The organism is Bacillus sp. BC05(2025), assembly GCF_056725905.1.
Genome location: NZ_JBWYRA010000013.1, coordinates 1 through 17,377, shown reverse-complemented (window position 1 = coordinate 17,377; position 17,377 = coordinate 1). Strand labels below are relative to the sequence as shown.

Below are 17,377 nucleotides of genomic sequence, written 5' to 3'. Positions count from 1 at the left end.
CTTTCTTAGAGTGTCATTCTTCCCGTTCAAACTCTTCTTCTAATAACTGATGGTGGGGAACCTCTTTTTTACCAGCAATGTAATAATATAAAGTAAATAAAACAAACAATAAAATAATAGCAGTCGACAGAACAAACAAAAATGACACAGTATCCCCTCCCTTTTGTAATATATATTCGAGAATCTCGTCATTTTTCCTTGTTATTGCAATTTTTTCTCGAAATTGAGTATTTTTATATGAAAATAAAAAAATCAGCTCTCTAGTGAGAACTGATTTTTTCACTTTCTTATTCTTGTGAAGAAGAACTGTTAGATGATTCTGTAGAACCATTTGTTGATTTTTCTTCTTTCTTCGGTTCTTCTTTTTTGTCACTAGTCGAACCGCTTGTTGATTTCTCTTCTTTTTGAGACTTGTCTTCTGTTTTATTTTCTGGTTTCGTGCTCGTTGACTTTTCTTCTTTTTGAGATTTGTCTTCAGCTTTTTTACCAGAAGCGTTCGTTGCCTTTGCAGCACCTGCATCAGCTTTAACTTCTGCTACTGACTTATTTAAGTAGCGCTCAGGGTTCACAGCCACATTGTCTTTACGTACTTCAAAGTGAACGTGAGAACCTGCTTCTTTATTCATTGCACTTAGACCGGATTTTCCTAATACTTCACCTTGTACAACTCGTGCACCTTTTTCTACTTTTACACTGCCTAAGCTTTGATAAGAAGCTGCTACACCATTTCCGCTATCAACTGTTACAACATAACCAAGAAGTGAATCTTTTTCAGCTTTCGTTACTGTACCACTTAAAGCAGCTGTAACATTGAATTCTTTTCCATTCTTCGCAGCAATGTCAATTCCTTTGTTCGGGGAATATGTGTTGTTATAAAAGACAAGTGCTTTTTCTTGTTCCGCCTCAGTTGCTGCATCTTCATAGAATTTCTTCTGTACGACTACTTCCACACTCGCGGCAGCTGGCATTTTCACTACTTCTGAAGATTTCGTTACTGGTACTGCTGGATCTTCCGATTGTGTATACGGTGTTGCTTGATCTTGGTTCGGAGTCTTCTTCGGATTAGCTCCTTGGAACCATAACGCAACCATTAAGATTACCGCTGCACAAGCAATGTATAGTGCCGGAAACACCCATCTTTTTTGAAATAAATGTACTACCTTTTGCGACTTTTTATTATTTCTTCCTCGCATTCCATCATCACCTCAGCAATCATTTTGAACAATATTCACGCATCCTATACAACCTATAACTAATTACTTTTCGACAAAATATGTAAAAATATGTATAGGAATTGTAAAATTTCCGAGGAAATGATTGAAAAAAGAAAAAACTGAGCATTTCAGCTCAGTTTTTAGTCCATTTGTTTCTTTCTATACACGAAGAGTGTAATAGCAAGTACCGCAACTAACCAAATTATTATGTTCAATAAATTACTAGTAATTGCACTAAACCCCTCCCCTTTTATAATACTGCTAACTGCCAAACCGATATGACGAGTTGGTAAATAATTGATTATTTTTGTAACGACTTCATTCTTCACAAACATTCCAATTAAATCACCGAAAAGAAATATCATTAATATTGGCAATCCAATTGTTGATGTTTGTGGTACATTTTGAGCTAATAATCCAATACAAGTACCAATAAGGTTAAATATTAGCATCCCGAGAACAAAGATAAGTAATAATAATGCAAAATTACCTTCTAATTTACCTAAAATAAGTAGATTAATAAAACAGATTGCAACTGTAATCAGACCTGTTAATGAACTTTTACCAATTAATACTTCAATTGATGATGCTGGTGATAGCATAAGAACACGAAGAGTATTTTTTTCCTTTTCTTCAGCAATGAGCATTGCCTGTACAAAACCTCCGACCATAACTAACGTCATCGCAGTTAATGAATTCGCTCCAATTTCTCTCATATTATCGGAGCGACTAAATAATACCGAAAAGACAAGTGGCATTAACAACATAATTAAAGTTTGTGAATTCGTTTTAAAATCTTGTAACTCTTTTCGAAAAATAGCTGAAAATCGTCTCATTGAAAATGTCATTATAATCCCCTCCCAGTAACTTCAATAAAGATATCACCTAACGTTGGCTCATAAGAATGAATGGATAATAGTTCTCCTCTTTTCATCCACTCTGAAATGCGTTTTGCACCTAATTCATCTTTTTGTACCGTTTCTTTCTTCTTATCCTTTAAAACGACTTGTATTTGATCTTTCGCGTATTGTAAGCGAAGGTTCTCCGGTGTATCAAGCGCTACAATTTCTCCGCCACACAGAAAGGCAATGCGGTTACAAAGCGTTTCTGCTTCGTCCATGTTGTGCGTCGTTAAGAAAATTGTCGTTCCTTCTTTATTTAAGTCTTTTAAGATTTTATGAATGTTTTGTACGTTAACTGGGTCGAGTGCCGATGTTGGTTCGTCTAAGAAGAGGATATCTGGTTTATGAAGGATTGCTCTTGCTAGTGTGACGCGTTGCTTCATTCCTTTTGATAGTCTCTTTACCAATGTTTTTTTATCATCTAATAGATTCACTTGCGCTAGTACTTCATCGATTCGTTCTTTTTTACAATCGTATAAGTCACAAAATAATAGTAAATTATCATAAATGCTAAGCCTCTCATATAAACCGCTGTTGTCTGTTAAAATACCAATTCGTTTGTAATCGATGCTGCTTGGCCCTGTAATATCTTTTCCTAGTACTCTTACCGTTCCAACACTATGAAGTAGTTGAGAAGTTAAAATCTTTACTGTAGTTGTTTTTCCGGATCCACTCGGTCCGAGGAATCCAAAAATTTCTCCTTGCTTCACTTCAATATTTACATTTCGAAGTGCTGTTTTTTCGTTGAAACTTTTCATTACATCTTTCATTTCAATTGCTAATGTCATCTCGTCATCCCCTTTATTTTTTCTTTTATAGATGAAAGTCGCTTTAGCGCTTTTCGTTTGTTTGTTTCGCTTTTCTTGACTCAATCATATGAAAAACAAAGAGTAGGCGCAGTAAAATAACGGTAAAAGGAGTATTTTTACCGGTGAATGAATCGTTTTTTGAGCTTATTAGAGCAATTTTTATAGCCCAATCACACCTTTTAATTCATCCATTCGTCCTTTTGAAAGCGGGATTGAACTTTTTCTTTCGTCGTCTAAAATTAAACTAAAACTATTACGAGTCCACGTAATCACTTCTCGTACTCTTTGTAAATTCACAAGGTACGAGCGATGACATCTAAAGAACCCGAACCCTGTTAATCTCGCTTCTAGTTCAGTTAATGTTAATGCACATACGAAATCACCTTCGCGCACATGAATATGTGTCACTCCGTTTTGCGTTTCAATAAAATGAATTTCCATCGGATCAAGTAAAATGATTTTATCGTTTACTTTCGCTGGAATTCTTTCAAGTTTCATTTGCGGAATCATTTGAACAACCTTTTCTTCATCCAACTCTGCAATTTCTTCTTGTTCAATTTCTACTTTTTTCACACCATCATTGTTTAATATGTATACATCTTCTGTTAATGAAAGAGCGTCTGATAAGAAAGAAGATGTGATAAAAATTGCCTTTCCTTGCTCTTTCATTTTCATAATTGCTTTCCTGATAATAATCGTACTCTCTGTATCTACATTTTGCTCCGGCTCTTCCAAAATAACTAAGTCTGGATTATGAATCATAACTCGCCCAATATGAAGGCGACGTTTCTCTGAAAATGATAACTTTTCTATTTTAACGTTTAATTTATCTAAGAGGCCGACATATTGTACAACTTCCTCCGTGCTCATATTTGATTCATAAAGTCCTATTAAAAATTTAAAGTATTCCTTTACCTTCAAACGTTCGTATGCTTCATCTTTCAAAAAACAAAAACCGATGCGGGAATACATTTTCTTTCCAATTGCTTCCCCTTCAAACAGTACATTGCCAGTTGAAGCTTCTTCTTCACCAATAATAATGCGGTGTAACACTTTAGCTGTATGATTATTGCATTGCAAAACAATACATTGTCCCTTCTCTACCTCTAGCTCAATTGTCGGTAACTGGTTCGTCTTTCCTAACTGTTTCAACTCCAGTAGCGCCATTTCGTCTCCCCCAAATACTTTTTATCCTATTATACCAAACAATTAATGGAAAATTATGATATTTCATACAGCATTTTAATAAAACTATGAAAACATAAAAAGAGTGGAAACGAGGTAACACACCCCCTATATCTTCTCACCACTGAACATTGAGGATTTGTCAAATATACTTATCGTACTTTAAGATATATTTACGATTCGACAAAAATAACTTATCTACCAGCAAAAGAAAAAAACCGTCCCAATATACATCCCGGGACGGTCTATTCTGCACCTATTTCTTCACCATCAATTTTCCTTCATAATCATTCATCGTCTTTATTTCAACGCCTTTGTAGTAATGAGCGACGATATCTGTATATTTCTTGCCTTCCGCTGCCATACCGTTCGCTCCGTATTGGCTCATGCCGACGCCGTGGCCGAAGCCTTTCGTTGTAACAACGATTTTATCTCCCTCTTGTTTCCAAGTGAAGTCAGAAGAGCGTAAGTCTAACTTTTCACGAACTTCTTTCCCTGTTAATGTTTTCCCTTGAAATGCTACGTCTTTTACTCGCTTTCCTTCCGTAAGATCTTTAATATTTCCAACCTTCCCGTCTGCTAGCACTTTCACACCGAGACGTTTTTGAAAGTCAGCTACCGTAAAGGTTTGCTCGCTCGTAAATTTCGGAGAAGCTTGATCCCACGGACTATCTACGCTCTTTAAGTACGGATAATCATTTCCCCAGTAATCAGCCGCATTTTCTGTCCGGCCATTACTCGTTGAGAAGAAGGATGCTGAAATTGGTTTTCCATCATACGTTAAAACTTGTCCTGCGGTTTTCGAAACAGCTTCTTCGATTTTCTTCAAATTATTTTCGTAGTTATTGCCCCATTGTTTCTTCAATTCTTCTTTACTTTTGTACACTTGATCTTTCACCGTATCTGTCACGTCCGCATTGTTTTTCTTACCTCCGCTTAGCATACGCTGGACTACAAATGTTCTCGCTGCTAATGCCTGCGCCTTTAGCGCCTCTATTTCAAAACTGGCATTCATCTCAGAAGCTACTACACCGGTCACATACTCCTCCATAGGTAATGTCTCTACCTTTTTCTGTTTCTCGCGATATACAGCTACTTGAACCGCTGTATCCACTTTCCCTGGAGCTGGTATACTTTCTATCGCTGGAGGAGTTTTAGAAGCTGCTTCTTCCCCTACTTTTGCTTTCGCAAACGGAATAACAAGAGCAGCAGGTACAATGATAACGAGCGCTATGAGAAGCGCTACTGTAATAAAAAGTGGCTTTGAAAATTTCATCTTATTTCCCCCAATATAAAAAAGCTTTACTCCCTTCATTCTTATGGAACAACTCTTTCTTTTAGAACATACTTAAGGGGACCTATATAAAGTGAAAATTTAATCAGTGGGGGTTTTCTTCATCCCCCACTGATTATTAGCCCTCACCAATCGGACTTTTATGGGCAGCCCCGCCCCCACCTAAATTCTTTGCTTTCGCTGAATTTTGAGGTGGGGATCTTACTGCCCATTAAAGTGGGGTAAAATGAAAATTTTCTAAATTTTTTCACTGGTACATGCATAAGTATAGAATTTCTTGACTATAACAGTAATAACCCCAAAAAATAGCCTCTACGTCAAAAGACGTAGAGACTATTTCAATTAAGCGTGAAGATCAGAAACTTCTTGTTCTTTCACTTCTTCTACTTTTTCGTTTACACGTTCAATAGTTGCACCTAATGCAGCTAATTTCTTATGGAAATCTACATAACCACGGTCAAGATGCTTTAACTCAGTTACACGAGTGTAACCTTCTGATACTAAACCAGCTAAGATTAATGCAGCAGCAGCACGTAAGTCAGTTGCGCCTACTTCAGCACCTTGTAAGCTGTTTGGACCGTTCATAATAACAGAACGACCTTCGATTTTAATATCAGCATTCATACGACGGAATTCTTCAACGTGCATAAAGCGGTTTTCGAATACCGTTTCTGTAATCATACTTGTTCCCTCAGCTTGTAGTAATAATGCCATCATTTGTGATTGCATGTCTGTTGGGAAACCTGGATGAGGCATAGTTTTAATATCAACCGCTTTTAACTTATCTGGGCCGATAACACGTACACCTTCGTTTTCCTCAATAATTTTAACACCCATTTCTTCCATCTTCGCTGTAATTGAGCGTAAATGTTCAGGTACAGCATTTTCAATTAAGATGTCTCCACCAGTAATTGCTGCTGCAACCATGAATGTTCCCGCTTCAATACGGTCAGGAATAATAGAGTGGTTCGCACCATATAATTTATCAACGCCTTCGATACGAATCGTTCCAGTTCCAGCTCCGCGTACTTTCGCTCCCATCGCATTTAAGAAGTTAGCTAAGTCAACGATTTCTGGTTCTTTCGCTGCGTTTTCAAGGATTGTTGTCCCTTTTGCTAATGTAGCTGCAGACATAATGTTTTCTGTCGCGCCCACGCTTGGGAAGTCTAAATAAATTTTAGCACCTTTTAGTTCTCCCTCAACGTATGCCTCAACAAAACCGTTACCAACCTGTACTTTCGCTCCCATTGCTTCGAAGCCTTTTAAATGTTGGTCAATTGGACGTGAACCAATTGCACATCCACCAGGAAGTGCAATACGAGCACGACCATTACGCGCAAGTAATGGTCCCATTACTTGAACAGATGCACGCATTTTACGTACATATTCAAATGGCGCTTCAATGTTTAGCTCTTTAGAAGCATCGATTGTTACTTGGTTATTTTCAAATACGACTTCAGCATTTAAATGACGTAATACCTCATTAATTGTGTATACATCAGACAAAACTGGTACTTCAGATAGTACATTCTTTCCATCACTCGCTAATAGGGCTGCAGCGATTATAGGTAATACAGCATTTTTTGCGCCCTCAACACGCACTGTGCCGTTTAACCGCTTTCCGCCACGGACGATGATCTTTTCCAAATTATTCCCCTCCGTGTCCTTTTTTCAGTATCTATTCACTCAATACTCAGAAGTTATGATCGGTGTGCCAACCACAATTGTATCTTTGTTGTCTGTAGAACGCATTGCTATTTGCACATTTATTTTCTCTCTATTTGTTGAAAGAGCGTCATCCCACTTTTTATTGTATGCGGAGACTGACACAAATGCTCTTTCTTCTATCTGTTCGATCGCTCTTGCTGAAAGATCTTTCAAAACCTGATTGGTTTTATTTTGCAAAACACCTTCAATCTTATCATTCAGTACACCTTGAACACAAGTGTAAATTATAGGTTTTTCACTAAAAATTTTATTTGTTTTCTGAATGTACTTCGGGTCCCATTTCGCCCCACTCACTTCAAAAATAATGAAAGTGTTTTCTTTAGTATTTTCCTTACTCCAAGTTACTACTACTCGTTCTTCATGAGAAGGGAACTTTTTATAAGATGTAGCTTTATATCCCTCTGGAGATTGCTCTAATTCCCATTTTTGAATATTTGCCTTGTCCTTCACATCGTTTAACAACTTTTGAAACGTATGTATATTAGAAATTGTTTTTGTTTCTCGCGCTAACCATGACCATTTCTCTACTTTAGCATCATTTTTCTCTAAGGATGCAATCATGCTCTCCATTTTCTGTTCATCACTGATCGGTTTCATCTCTCTATATCCAACCAAAAATAAAACAACACTAAGTGCAATAATAAGAATGGCTTTAAGCTTCAATTTCATCCCCTCCTATCCCCATTGTTAACGGAGATATGAGGTTCTATACACTTACTTTACTAAATACGTTAAACTCTTTGAATAGCCTAAATAGTCAAGGAAAAAGTTACTTACAGATGTCCCAATTGCAATTGTAATTAGGATGAGTAATACTCTCGTCTGCATTACCTTTCCAGGCTTCATTAAACGCTCAATATGGATACCTTGTAAGGCCCACCACGTAATGGTAATAAACAATAAATGCGAAACAATGGCAATCAGTGCTTGTTGCCCTAAAAGATGTGCCAAAAAATCGACCCCTTTTTACCTAGCTACTACCTATGGAATACTATAAAAACGATACCATAATAAGTAGGAGCCACACTTTTTCAAATACAAATAAGCATCTTACATTTCACATCATAATTTTCTCTAAAAAAACGTATACCTATATGCATTTTCATTTGTAGTTCACACAAAATAAAAAGCGCAGAGTAAGGACTCCACACCTTTTATTTTCACTATTGTACCACGTTCCCTAAGAAGAAGAAATCTTTCATTAATGGAAAATATTCATAAAAGAAATTGTATCCAATCATCGGCATAATCCCTAGTATTACAATAGAAATTGCACAAAGACTCATTACAACCTTTATATTAAATGGCAAATGAATCTTCTCTTCTGCTTCTCCCGTTCTGAAAAACATTTGCTGTAAAATACGGAAATAATATACGAATGAAATGACTGTCGTTCCCATCATAATAGAAGCTAGTACGTAATGAGCTGGCTCTACATGAAGTGCACCTAAAAAGATGTTAATTTTCCCGATGAAACCAGCTGTTCCTGGTATCCCGGCCAACGATAAAATAAAAATCGTCATTACGATCGCCGTAAATGGCGACCTTTTATATAATCCAGTGAAAATGGTGATATTTTCTTTGTCGCTTTGTAAGATTAAGCCGTGGATAATCGCAAATGCGCCTATATTCATCAGCATATACGCAAGCATGTAAAACCACATGCTATCCATCGTAAATGGTGATAATGCGACAAGTGGAACGAGTAAATACCCCGCATGTGCGATTCCCGAATAGGCGAATAAGCGTTTTACGTTATATTGCTTTAATGCGACTACGTTTCCGATAATCATCGTAATACTCGCCAATGCAGCAATGTATATGCTCATACGTCCGTATAAAGATTGCACGTCTCCTTGCACCGATACACTTGCAAAAACCATGAGGAACAGACGAATAATGAGTAGGAACCCTGCAATTTTAGAAATCGTCCCTAGAAAAGCGGTAACAGGTGTAGCCGCCCCCTCATACACATCTGGCGCCCACATATGAAACGGTACTGTTGCAATTTTAAACGAGAGTCCAACGAGTAATAGTAGAAATGCGAGAGCTAACAATAACTGAATACCACCTGCAAGCTCTCCTGCGAATACTTTTTGCATATCCACGATGTTGGTTGACCCTGTAATACCGTACAAATAACTCATTCCAAAGAGTGTAATGGCCGTTCCGATTCCTCCATTAATCACATATTTCATGGCCGCCTCATTTGATGCACGGTTCTTTTTTCGTATTCCTACTAAAATGTAGGAAGAAAGTGAAAGCAATTCTAAGCCGACGAAAAGTGTAATGAAATCAACGCTAGAAGCCATAAACATAGCCCCAAGAAGCGCCATTAAAAATAAGTAATAATATTCTCCCTTATCTTCAATGGGATTCTTCTTGTCATCGCTCATTGCGGTGCATAAGATGAGGGCGGCTCCGCCTAATAACAACGTTTTAAACCCTTTTGAAAACCCATCTAACACAAACGATCCGTTTAAAATATCTCCCGTTGGTTCACCGTATAGCGTAATTAATGAGACGATTGCTAATATGACGGCTGCAATTGCGCTAAGCGCTACATTTCTATGGTTCAGCTTAAAAAACAAATCACATATGGAAAGAAGGATGGCAGCTCCGAGAATAATGAATTCTGGCACCATGAGATGCCATGATAAGCTAAGTAACGTATTCATATCCATCCTACTTCACCCCCAATGTTTTCAATGTATTTTGAAGCGGATCCCCTAGTATTTCTGGCATTACTCCAATTGCAATAATGCAGAAGATAAGCAGCAAAATCGGGACATACTCCCATCCGTGTATATCAGCTTTCGCTTCCCACTCTTTCTTACCGAATGTTACTTGCAGTGTTGCTCTTAATACATATACAGCGGTTAAAATGATGCCAAGTACACCGACTGCAGCAATGAATGGCTCCCCTTGGAATAAACCGAGAAAGGCGAGAAACTCGCTAACAAATCCAGACATTCCTGGCAATCCAAGCGATGCCATTCCTCCCGATAAGAAGAATCCGCTAAGTACTGGTACACTTTTTGCGAGTCCGCCAAGCGCTGTAATATCCGACGTTCCAAAACGCTGTTCTATAACGCCGAGTAGGAAGAAGAGTAAGGCTGCGATTAGACCGTGAGACACAACTTGGAATAGTGCTCCTTGTGTACCCGGTGCATTTAACGCCGCAAGCCCCATTAATACAATGCCCATATGCGAAATACTAGAGTAAGCGAGTACCTTCCGAAAGTCCGTTTGGATGAGCGCTAAGAAGGCTCCGTACAATAAATTAATGACCCCTAAAATCGCAATGAGCGTTGCAAATTCGCGAAAGTATTCCGGGAATAATCCCTGTCCGAAGCGAATCATACCGTATGCTCCAATCTTCAGTAAAACACCCGCATGAAGCATAACTACAGCCGGATGCGCTTCAATATGTACATTGACCATCCAGCGATGTAACGGGAAAACGGGTAGTTTAATCGCAAAAGCGATCATTATGCTAAGAAACAAGCCGAATTGTAAGCTACTTGAGACAGCCATTCCTCCGCCAGCACCTACACTCGTTAATATTTCTTTCAGCTCTGTCATATTCGTTGTACCTGTTTTCGCAAATAAAACTGAGAAAACGATGAGCAAAATAGCGGAGCCAATACCGTTATATATTAAATAACTATAAGCTGCCTTTTCACTCGACAATTTCCCCCACTTCCCAATTAATAAAAACATCGGCGGCAATGTAATTTCAAAGAAGATAAAGAACAACATTAAATTTTGAGCAGCGAAGACGCCGAGCATCCCTATTTCTAACATGAGTAATAGCATATAAAATGCTTTCAAATTCCTTTTAATCGTAAATGCCGCAATTGCTGCAAGCATCGCTAGCAGGGCCGTCAGCACCATCATAACGAGTGATAAACCATCAATACCAAGCTCGTAATAAATGGAAAACCACCTTTTATCGACCGCTGCAAAATCCCCAAATTTAATCCATTTCACTTTTTCATCAAATAGCGACAAACTCTTTCCAGAAGCGTATGTACAAGCGAGGACAATAGCGATTCCGAATGGAAGCGCCGTTCCAAATAAACCGAGCGCTCGCACTGTACGCGATTCTTTTTTCGGCGTTAATGCAAGTAAGAGAATTCCTAAAAGCGGGGAAAAAATGAAGAACGTTAATAACAAATCATTCATCGTAAATCCCCTCCCGTATAGAGCAAAATAATGACGAGTACTGCAAGTGAAACAGCTGTTACAGTCCCGTACACTTGTACATTTCCGTTTTGGAGTCTAGACCCGATTCCACTTAACCCTTTAACTAAACTCCCTATTAAAACGGCAATTCCTTCGACTACATACACCTCAAATAAGCGAAGCACATGAGCGATTCCTTTCGTAACAGGAAGCACCGTCATATTGTATAGTTCATCCACATAATATTTTTCTTTCAAAAGATTATAAAAAGGTGCTTCTTCGCTCCCAGCCCAATCTCTAGAAATAGATTTCTTGCCATATATGAAATATGCGAGAGCAATTCCTGCAAATGAAACGAGCGTCGCAACAATCATAATCCAAAACGGTCCGTGTGCTTCTCGCGCTTTAAATGCTACATCTTTCGTAAGCCAATCCCCGAGAAATGTCCCAAACCACGGTGTATTAATATAACCTGCCACTACTGCAAGAACCCCGAGAACGATCATCGGATACGTCATAATGCGGGGCGATTCATGCACATCTTCCTCCGTCTTCGCTTCCCCAGTAAAGACAAGGAAGTATAGCCGGAACATGTAGAATGCTGTTAGGAAGGCTGCAATTACTGCTAAGGTGAATAAAACATAATTGCCGTTCATCCAAGTCGCCGCTAAAATTTCATCTTTACTAAAGAAGCCGGAAAGGAGTGGCACACCACTAATTGCAAGAGTACCGATTAAAAATAAGGCACCCGTTACTTTCATCTTCTTCTGTAAGCCGCCCATTTTATTAATGTTTTGCGTATGCACTGCATGAATGACACTTCCTGCTGCCAAAAATAGTAGCGCTTTAAAAAAGGCATGTGTCGTTAAATGGAAAACACCTGCTACATAACCAGCAGACCCTAGCGCAAGCATCATGTACCCGAGTTGGCTAACTGTAGAATAAGCGAGCACTCTCTTTATATCCGTTTGTACAAGACCGATGGAAGCCGCAAAGATTGCAGTAAAGGCGCCAACGATTGCCACCGTCTGCATCGCCACCGCACTTGCTGAAAATAGCGGAAACATCGTCGCCACTAAATATACGCCAGCTGCGACCATTGTCGCCGCATGAATAAGTGCCGAAACAGGCGTCGGACCTTCCATTGCATCTGGTAACCACGTATGAAGCGGGAACTGACCTGATTTCCCCATTGCACCAATAAAAATTAATATCGCTGTTATTGTAATCATCGTAGGGGTAAGATCCCCAGTATGAATCGCTCTAAAAATTGCATCATATTCAAAACTACCTGCATGCCAGAAAAGTAAGATCATCCCAATAAATAAACCGACATCGCCAATACGAGTCATAATAAAAGCTTTTTTCGCAGCGGCCTTCGCTTCTTCTTTAAAGAAATAAAAACCGATGAGTAAAAATGAACCGAGGCCTACTAACTCCCAAAATATATACAGCTGTAATAAATTCGGTGATATAACGAGCCCAAGCATCGCAAATGTAAAGAGCCCTAAATAGGCGTAAAAGGTTGGTAATCTTTCCTCACCTTTCATATAACCTTTCGAATACACATGTACAAGTAAACTCACAAGCGTAACGATAAACAACATTAAAGCCCCTAATGCAGTCACTTCAAAGCCGAATGATATATCAATATCTCCAGCTCTAAGCCAGACCCACTTATGTTTCACTGGTACTGTCGAAAACCGTTCTATTAATACAAGTACCGCAAATATAAAGGAGAGAAAGACGAAGAAAATACTAAGTACACTGCTTCCTTCTCTAATTTTCTTCCCGAATATAATTAATAACAAAAACGAAACAAGCGGGAAAAGCGGTATGAGCCATGCATAATCGATCATTGTTTCCTTCCCCCTTTTCGGTCACAATGTTATCCTTTGAGCGTATCCATTTCATCTACATGAACTGTCGTACGATTACGATACAAAGCAATTAAAATGGCGAGTCCTACCGCCGCCTCCGCTGCTGCTACGGCCATCGTAAACAGAGAGAAAATTTGCCCTGTTAAATTTGGGAACAAACCTAATTTACTAAACGCTACTAAATTTAAATTAGCTGCGTTCAGCATTAATTCAATACAAACTAATACAATCACTGTATTGCGCTTCGTTAAAGCTCCAAACAAACCGATGCAAAACAAAATAATCGCAAGCGTTAAATACGCAGAAGCAGGCACGCTACTCATTGGAATCCTCCTCTTTCTCATCCTTCTTCGCAAGAATAATTGCACCGACAAGTGCTACAAGTAAAATAACTGAGGTTAACTCAAATGGAATAATATATTTTGAATAGAGAAGCGTACCGATTTGAAGTGTGTTTTTTTCATGGAGAGGTAAACTTCCTTGTGCGCTTTCATTTGCGAAATCAATATTGTTAACAGCGAAATACATAACTGCCCCAAATGCTACAACCGCAAAGAAGATAATCCATTTTCGAAGAGTAAGACGCGATTCATTTTCCGCGTTATGTTTCGTTAACATAATGCCAAAAATCATAATAATTGTGATCGCACCCGAGTAAAGTAAAATTTGTGCAACTCCGATAAATTCAGCTGATAAAAGAAAGTACAAACCCGCAATGCTGAGAAATGTCAGAACGAGAGCTAACATCATATGCATGACTTTCGTTAAGTTCAACATAAGAACGCCGCCAATAATTGCAGATAAGGATAGTATAAAGAATGCTATAAACTCGCCATTCATGCTTTATTCTCCTTCCTGACGTTTTCGTCGTTTTCGTCAAGCCACTGCAAATTTTTAAATAAGTCATCTCGTGAGTATTCCGCGAGTTCAAAGTTATTTGTCATAACAATCGCTTCTGTCGGACAAACTTCTGTACATAAATCACAAAGAATACAAATTTCAAAATTAATATCGTACGTATCGATAATTTTCCCTTTTTTCGTAGGGTCGGGATGTTTTTTCCCCGTTAATTGAATACAGTCTGTCGGACAAATGTTGGAGCACTGATTACAAACAATACACTTTTCCGGATAGAACTTTTGAATCCCTCGAAACCGGTCTGGCAATGGCAACGGTTGGTTCGGATAATCATAAGTTACCTTCTTCTTGCTCAAATTGCTTAATGTATATTTTAATCCTTTAAATAGTCCTTTCATCTCTTACTGGCACCCCCTTCATAGATTAGAAGAATAACTCCTTAATCAATGCCGTTAAGAAAATATTTGCAAGTGCAATTGGCAATAATACTTTCCAGCCAAACTCCATTAACTGGTCACCTCTTATACGTGGAAACGTCACGCGGAACCAAATTAATAGAAAGACTACACTGCTAAACTTTAAAGCAAACCATACGGCACCTGGAATAAATCCAAGAAACATTACTGGATTCCATCCGCCTAAAAAGAGCACAGTAATTAAAGATGCCATCCCGAAGAAATATACGTACTCTGAAAGCATGAAAAACGCCCAGCGAAACCCTGAGTATTCCGTATGGTATCCAGAAACAAGCTCCGACTCGGCTTCTGGTAAATCAAACGGCGTCCTATTTAACTCTGCTACCGCTGCGATTAAAAACACGACGAAACCGATTGGCTGCACGAAAATGTACCAAACATTCTCCTGTGCCGCTACGATTTCATTTAAATTTAGGCTGCCCGCTAACAAAACAATCCCAATCACACTCATTACGAGCGGAATTTCATAAGAAATCATTTGCGCCGCCGCGCGCATCCCTCCTAAAAGGGAATATTTATTATTTGATGCCCATCCTCCGGTCACAACCCCAATCGTCGTAATGCCAGAAACAGCAATGTAATACAGTAGACCTACGCCAATATCCGCAAACTGAAATTTATCAGTAAACGGGATGACTGCAAGCACCATAAATGCTGGTGCGAATGCAATGACAGGTGCTAATATAAACAACGGTTTATCTGCCGCCTTCGGAATACTATCTTCTTTCAATAATAGTTTTAAAACATCGGCTACCGTTTGCAGTAAACCGAACCGGCCCCCGACTTGGTTTGGCCCAATCCGCCCTTGCATAAAACCCATCACTTTCCGCTCTGCCAAAATACCATATGTAACGAAGCCAAGGACCGCAAATAGTAGAAGCACCGCTAACCCGAAAAAAATGAAGAAATTCGTCCAGCTTGAAGGTGATTGTAAGAGCGTTTCAATCATCAGCCATCAACCTCCCCAAGTACAATATCAACTCCGCCTAAAATCGTAATTAAATTGGCGATGTTTTCACCTTCCAATAACTTCGGTAAAATTTGCAAATTGTAAAAAGACGGCCTGCGAAACTTCAAGCGGTACGGCTCTTTCTTTCCGTCACTAGCAATATAGCAACCAATCTCTCCGCGCGGCGACTCTATACGAACGAAGGCTTCCCCTTTAGGCGCCTTAATAATTTTCGGCACTTTCGCAAGTACTGCTCCCTCTTTCGGGAACTGCTGGACAGCTTGCTCAACAATTTTTAACGACTCCTCAATTTCTTTCATGCGGCAAACGTAGCGATCCCAAGCATCCCCCACGCTTCCAACAGGAATATCGAAATCAAAACGGTCGTAAATCGAATACGGCTCATCTTTGCGAAGATCCCAGTTTACTCCTGTGCATCGTAAATTCGCTCCGCTTAAAGAATACGAAATCGCATCTTCCTCGCTATATATACCAACACCTTTTACACGATTTAAGAAAATCTCATTCCCACTAACGAGATCATGGTAACCTGCCAATTGCTCTCTCATATACGGAACAAACTCTTCCACTTTTTCAATCCAACCGTCCGGCGCATCCCACTTTACACCGCCGACTCTCATATAGTTAAAGGTAAGCCGGGCACCGCATAATTCGTTTAATAAATTTATGATCATCTCTCGCTCACGAAACGCGTACAAAAATGGGCTGACTGCTCCTATATCAAGAAGATTTGTCCCCCACCAAACGAGATGGCTCGCAATCCTTCCAAGCTCCATTGCAAGCACTCGCAAGTATTCGGCCCGCTCCGGAATTTCAAGCCCCATCATCGTCTCTACAGCGTGGCAAATGACGTAATTATTCGTCATGGCCGATAAATAGTCCATTCGATCTGTATAAGGGATAATTTGCGTATACTGTAAGCTCTCTGCAATCTTTTCAGTCCCGCGATGCAAATATCCAATAACCGGTGTAGCTTCTTTAATAATTTCCCCGTCAATCTTAATAACCAGTCTGAACACACCATGCGTACTCGGATGCTGAGGACCTACATTCAAAAGCATTTCTTCCGTACGGATCATTTAGCTACACCTCCACATCATACGGTTCATAATCTTTCCTAAGCGGATGCCCTATCCAATCATCAGGCATTAAAATACGTGATAAATTTGGATGCCCCTTAAATACAATACCAAGCAAATCATAAGCTTCCCGCTCTGGCCAATCCGCTCCTTTCCAAAGTGCTGTCACCGATTCTACTTGCGGCTCTTCCCTATCCAGCTTCACCTTTACCGCTACTGACTGTTTCTTTCCATATGAAAATAAATGAACATACACTTCCATATGTGTCACAAAATCCGTCGCATGTAGCTCTGACATATAATCAAATGCAAGTCCCTCATGGAATCGCAGTAACTCCATTACTTCATAATATTTGGAGGTCTCGACCACAAGAGTTGGCACATCTTTTGAAAGTTTATTAATGTAGCAATCTACTAATGTATCTTCTCCTACTTTCCCCTTAATAACTTCAACATACTGGTTTAAATACGGTTGATTCACGGATGGTTCTTCCGGCTTCGGCTCCTCTTCCTTCTTACCTTCAGCGCTCTTTGTCTTCGCTCTTGCAGCCGCAGCCGCTTTTGCTTTCGCTGCTGCAATTGCCTTCGCCTTTTCATCTCCTGAATCCCCATCACCTTGCGAGGCTTTCTGCTTTGCTAGCGCCGCTGCTTTTGCCTTTGCTGCCGCCACGGCTTTCGCTTTGGCCTTCTCTTCTTCCGTTACCTCTTCTGTCCCTTCCCTTTTTTGCTTCGCTAACGCCGCTGCTTTTGCTTTCGCTGCAGCTGCTGCCTTCGCCTTCGCTTTGGCCTTTTCC

At 39.5% G+C, this 17,377-nt stretch carries 18 protein-coding genes; all 18 read right to left on the bottom strand.

The genetic code is table 11. The features are described 5' to 3' along the window. Nucleotides 1–13: 13 nt before the first annotated feature. Nucleotides 14–148, bottom strand: coding sequence for a hypothetical protein (locus tag ACZ76X_RS25805; protein WP_000008901.1), 135 nt, complete (start codon nucleotides 146–148; stop codon nucleotides 14–16). 139 nt (nucleotides 149–287) lie between these two features. Beyond that, on the bottom strand, nucleotides 288–1,193 hold the full coding sequence (gene spoIIQ, locus ACZ76X_RS25800) for a stage II sporulation protein SpoIIQ (protein WP_479852109.1): 906 nt from the start codon (nucleotides 1,191–1,193) through the stop codon (nucleotides 288–290). Between the two features lie 161 nt (nucleotides 1,194–1,354). Then, the gene (locus ACZ76X_RS25795; RefSeq protein WP_479852108.1) at nucleotides 1,355–2,062 is read right to left on the bottom strand and encodes an ABC transporter permease; all 708 of its coding nucleotides are present in this window, start codon (nucleotides 2,060–2,062) and stop codon (nucleotides 1,355–1,357) included. After that, complete coding sequence (locus tag ACZ76X_RS25790) at nucleotides 2,062–2,904, bottom strand: ABC transporter ATP-binding protein (protein ID WP_479852107.1); 843 nt, start codon at nucleotides 2,902–2,904, stop codon at nucleotides 2,062–2,064. The genes ACZ76X_RS25795 and ACZ76X_RS25790 overlap by 1 nt, the downstream gene beginning before the upstream one ends. A gap of 180 nt (nucleotides 2,905–3,084) precedes the next feature. Next, nucleotides 3,085–4,092: a LytTR family transcriptional regulator DNA-binding domain-containing protein gene (locus ACZ76X_RS25785; protein ID WP_479852106.1), complete on the bottom strand. Its 1,008-nt coding sequence runs from the start codon at nucleotides 4,090–4,092 to the stop codon at nucleotides 3,085–3,087. A 274-nt stretch (nucleotides 4,093–4,366) separates the two neighbouring features. Continuing rightward, the gene (gene spoIID, locus ACZ76X_RS25780; RefSeq protein ID WP_098669998.1) at nucleotides 4,367–5,386 is read right to left on the bottom strand and encodes a stage II sporulation protein D; all 1,020 of its coding nucleotides are present in this window, start codon (nucleotides 5,384–5,386) and stop codon (nucleotides 4,367–4,369) included. A 360-nt stretch (nucleotides 5,387–5,746) separates the two neighbouring features. Then, on the bottom strand, nucleotides 5,747–7,051 hold the full coding sequence (gene murA, locus ACZ76X_RS25775; protein WP_098669999.1) for a UDP-N-acetylglucosamine 1-carboxyvinyltransferase: 1,305 nt from the start codon (nucleotides 7,049–7,051) through the stop codon (nucleotides 5,747–5,749). Between the two features lie 39 nt (nucleotides 7,052–7,090). Continuing rightward, the gene (locus tag ACZ76X_RS25770; protein ID WP_479852105.1) at nucleotides 7,091–7,795 is read right to left on the bottom strand and encodes a YwmB family TATA-box binding protein; all 705 of its coding nucleotides are present in this window, start codon (nucleotides 7,793–7,795) and stop codon (nucleotides 7,091–7,093) included. 51 nt (nucleotides 7,796–7,846) lie between these two features. Continuing rightward, on the bottom strand, nucleotides 7,847–8,083 hold the full coding sequence (locus ACZ76X_RS25765; protein WP_000940742.1) for a DUF1146 family protein: 237 nt from the start codon (nucleotides 8,081–8,083) through the stop codon (nucleotides 7,847–7,849). Nucleotides 8,084–8,295: 212 nt separating this feature from the next. Further along, a complete protein-coding gene (gene nuoN / locus ACZ76X_RS25760; RefSeq protein ID WP_479852153.1) occupies nucleotides 8,296–9,810 on the bottom strand; it encodes an NADH-quinone oxidoreductase subunit NuoN in 1,515 nt (504 codons plus the stop codon). Nucleotides 9,811–9,817: 7 nt separating this feature from the next. After that, nucleotides 9,818–11,320 carry an NADH-quinone oxidoreductase subunit M gene (locus ACZ76X_RS25755; RefSeq protein WP_479852104.1) on the bottom strand — a complete coding sequence of 501 codons (1,503 nt, stop codon included), beginning with the start codon at nucleotides 11,318–11,320 and terminating at the stop codon, nucleotides 9,818–9,820. Beyond that, the gene (nuoL, locus tag ACZ76X_RS25750) at nucleotides 11,317–13,179 is read right to left on the bottom strand and encodes an NADH-quinone oxidoreductase subunit L (RefSeq protein WP_479852103.1); all 1,863 of its coding nucleotides are present in this window, start codon (nucleotides 13,177–13,179) and stop codon (nucleotides 11,317–11,319) included. The genes ACZ76X_RS25755 and nuoL overlap by 4 nt, the downstream gene beginning before the upstream one ends. 29 nt (nucleotides 13,180–13,208) lie before the next feature. Beyond that, a complete protein-coding gene (gene nuoK, locus ACZ76X_RS25745) occupies nucleotides 13,209–13,523 on the bottom strand; it encodes an NADH-quinone oxidoreductase subunit NuoK (protein WP_000100078.1) in 315 nt (104 codons plus the stop codon). After that, entirely contained in the window at nucleotides 13,516–14,040 is a 525-nt protein-coding gene (locus tag ACZ76X_RS25740) for an NADH-quinone oxidoreductase subunit J (RefSeq protein WP_001012801.1), read from the bottom strand. The genes nuoK and ACZ76X_RS25740 overlap by 8 nt, the downstream gene beginning before the upstream one ends. Beyond that, entirely contained in the window at nucleotides 14,037–14,456 is a 420-nt protein-coding gene (gene nuoI, locus ACZ76X_RS25735; RefSeq protein ID WP_000677191.1) for an NADH-quinone oxidoreductase subunit NuoI, read from the bottom strand. Before nuoI ends, ACZ76X_RS25740 begins: the two co-directional genes overlap by 4 nt. Before the next feature lie 25 nt (nucleotides 14,457–14,481). After that, entirely contained in the window at nucleotides 14,482–15,483 is a 1,002-nt protein-coding gene (nuoH, locus tag ACZ76X_RS25730) for an NADH-quinone oxidoreductase subunit NuoH (protein ID WP_000573430.1), read from the bottom strand. Further along, nucleotides 15,483–16,583, bottom strand: coding sequence for an NADH-quinone oxidoreductase subunit NuoD (nuoD, locus tag ACZ76X_RS25725; RefSeq protein ID WP_479852102.1), 1,101 nt, complete (start codon nucleotides 16,581–16,583; stop codon nucleotides 15,483–15,485). Before nuoD ends, nuoH begins: the two co-directional genes overlap by 1 nt. Before the next feature lie 4 nt (nucleotides 16,584–16,587). Further along, nucleotides 16,588–17,377, bottom strand: a 790-nt coding sequence (locus ACZ76X_RS25720) for an NADH-quinone oxidoreductase subunit C (RefSeq protein WP_479852101.1), incomplete at its 5' end; no start/stop codon positions are given.

Bases quoted from the DNA above. Each gene is read 5' to 3' on its own strand.
- spoIIQ (WP_479852109.1), bottom strand. From the start codon at position 1,193: ATGCGAGGAAGAAATAATAAAAAGTCGCAAAAGGTAGTACATTTATTT.
- ACZ76X_RS25795 (WP_479852108.1), bottom strand. From the start codon at position 2,062: ATGACATTTTCAATGAGACGATTTTCAGCTATTTTTCGAAAAGAGTTA.
- ACZ76X_RS25790 (WP_479852107.1), bottom strand. From the start codon at position 2,904: ATGACATTAGCAATTGAAATGAAAGATGTAATGAAAAGTTTCAACGAA.
- ACZ76X_RS25785 (WP_479852106.1), bottom strand. From the start codon at position 4,092: ATGGCGCTACTGGAGTTGAAACAGTTAGGAAAGACGAACCAGTTACCG.
- spoIID (WP_098669998.1), bottom strand. From the start codon at position 5,386: ATGAAATTTTCAAAGCCACTTTTTATTACAGTAGCGCTTCTCATAGCG.
- nuoN (WP_479852153.1), bottom strand. From the start codon at position 9,810: ATGAATACGTTACTTAGCTTATCATGGCATCTCATGGTGCCAGAATTC.
- ACZ76X_RS25755 (WP_479852104.1), bottom strand. From the start codon at position 11,320: ATGAATGATTTGTTATTAACGTTCTTCATTTTTTCCCCGCTTTTAGGA.
- nuoL (WP_479852103.1), bottom strand. From the start codon at position 13,179: ATGATCGATTATGCATGGCTCATACCGCTTTTCCCGCTTGTTTCGTTT.
- nuoK (WP_000100078.1), bottom strand. From the start codon at position 13,523: ATGAGTAGCGTGCCTGCTTCTGCGTATTTAACGCTTGCGATTATTTTG.
- ACZ76X_RS25740 (WP_001012801.1), bottom strand. From the start codon at position 14,040: ATGAATGGCGAGTTTATAGCATTCTTTATACTATCCTTATCTGCAATT.
- nuoI (WP_000677191.1), bottom strand. From the start codon at position 14,456: ATGAAAGGACTATTTAAAGGATTAAAATATACATTAAGCAATTTGAGC.
- nuoH (WP_000573430.1), bottom strand. From the start codon at position 15,483: ATGATTGAAACGCTCTTACAATCACCTTCAAGCTGGACGAATTTCTTC.
- nuoD (WP_479852102.1), bottom strand. From the start codon at position 16,583: ATGATCCGTACGGAAGAAATGCTTTTGAATGTAGGTCCTCAGCATCCG.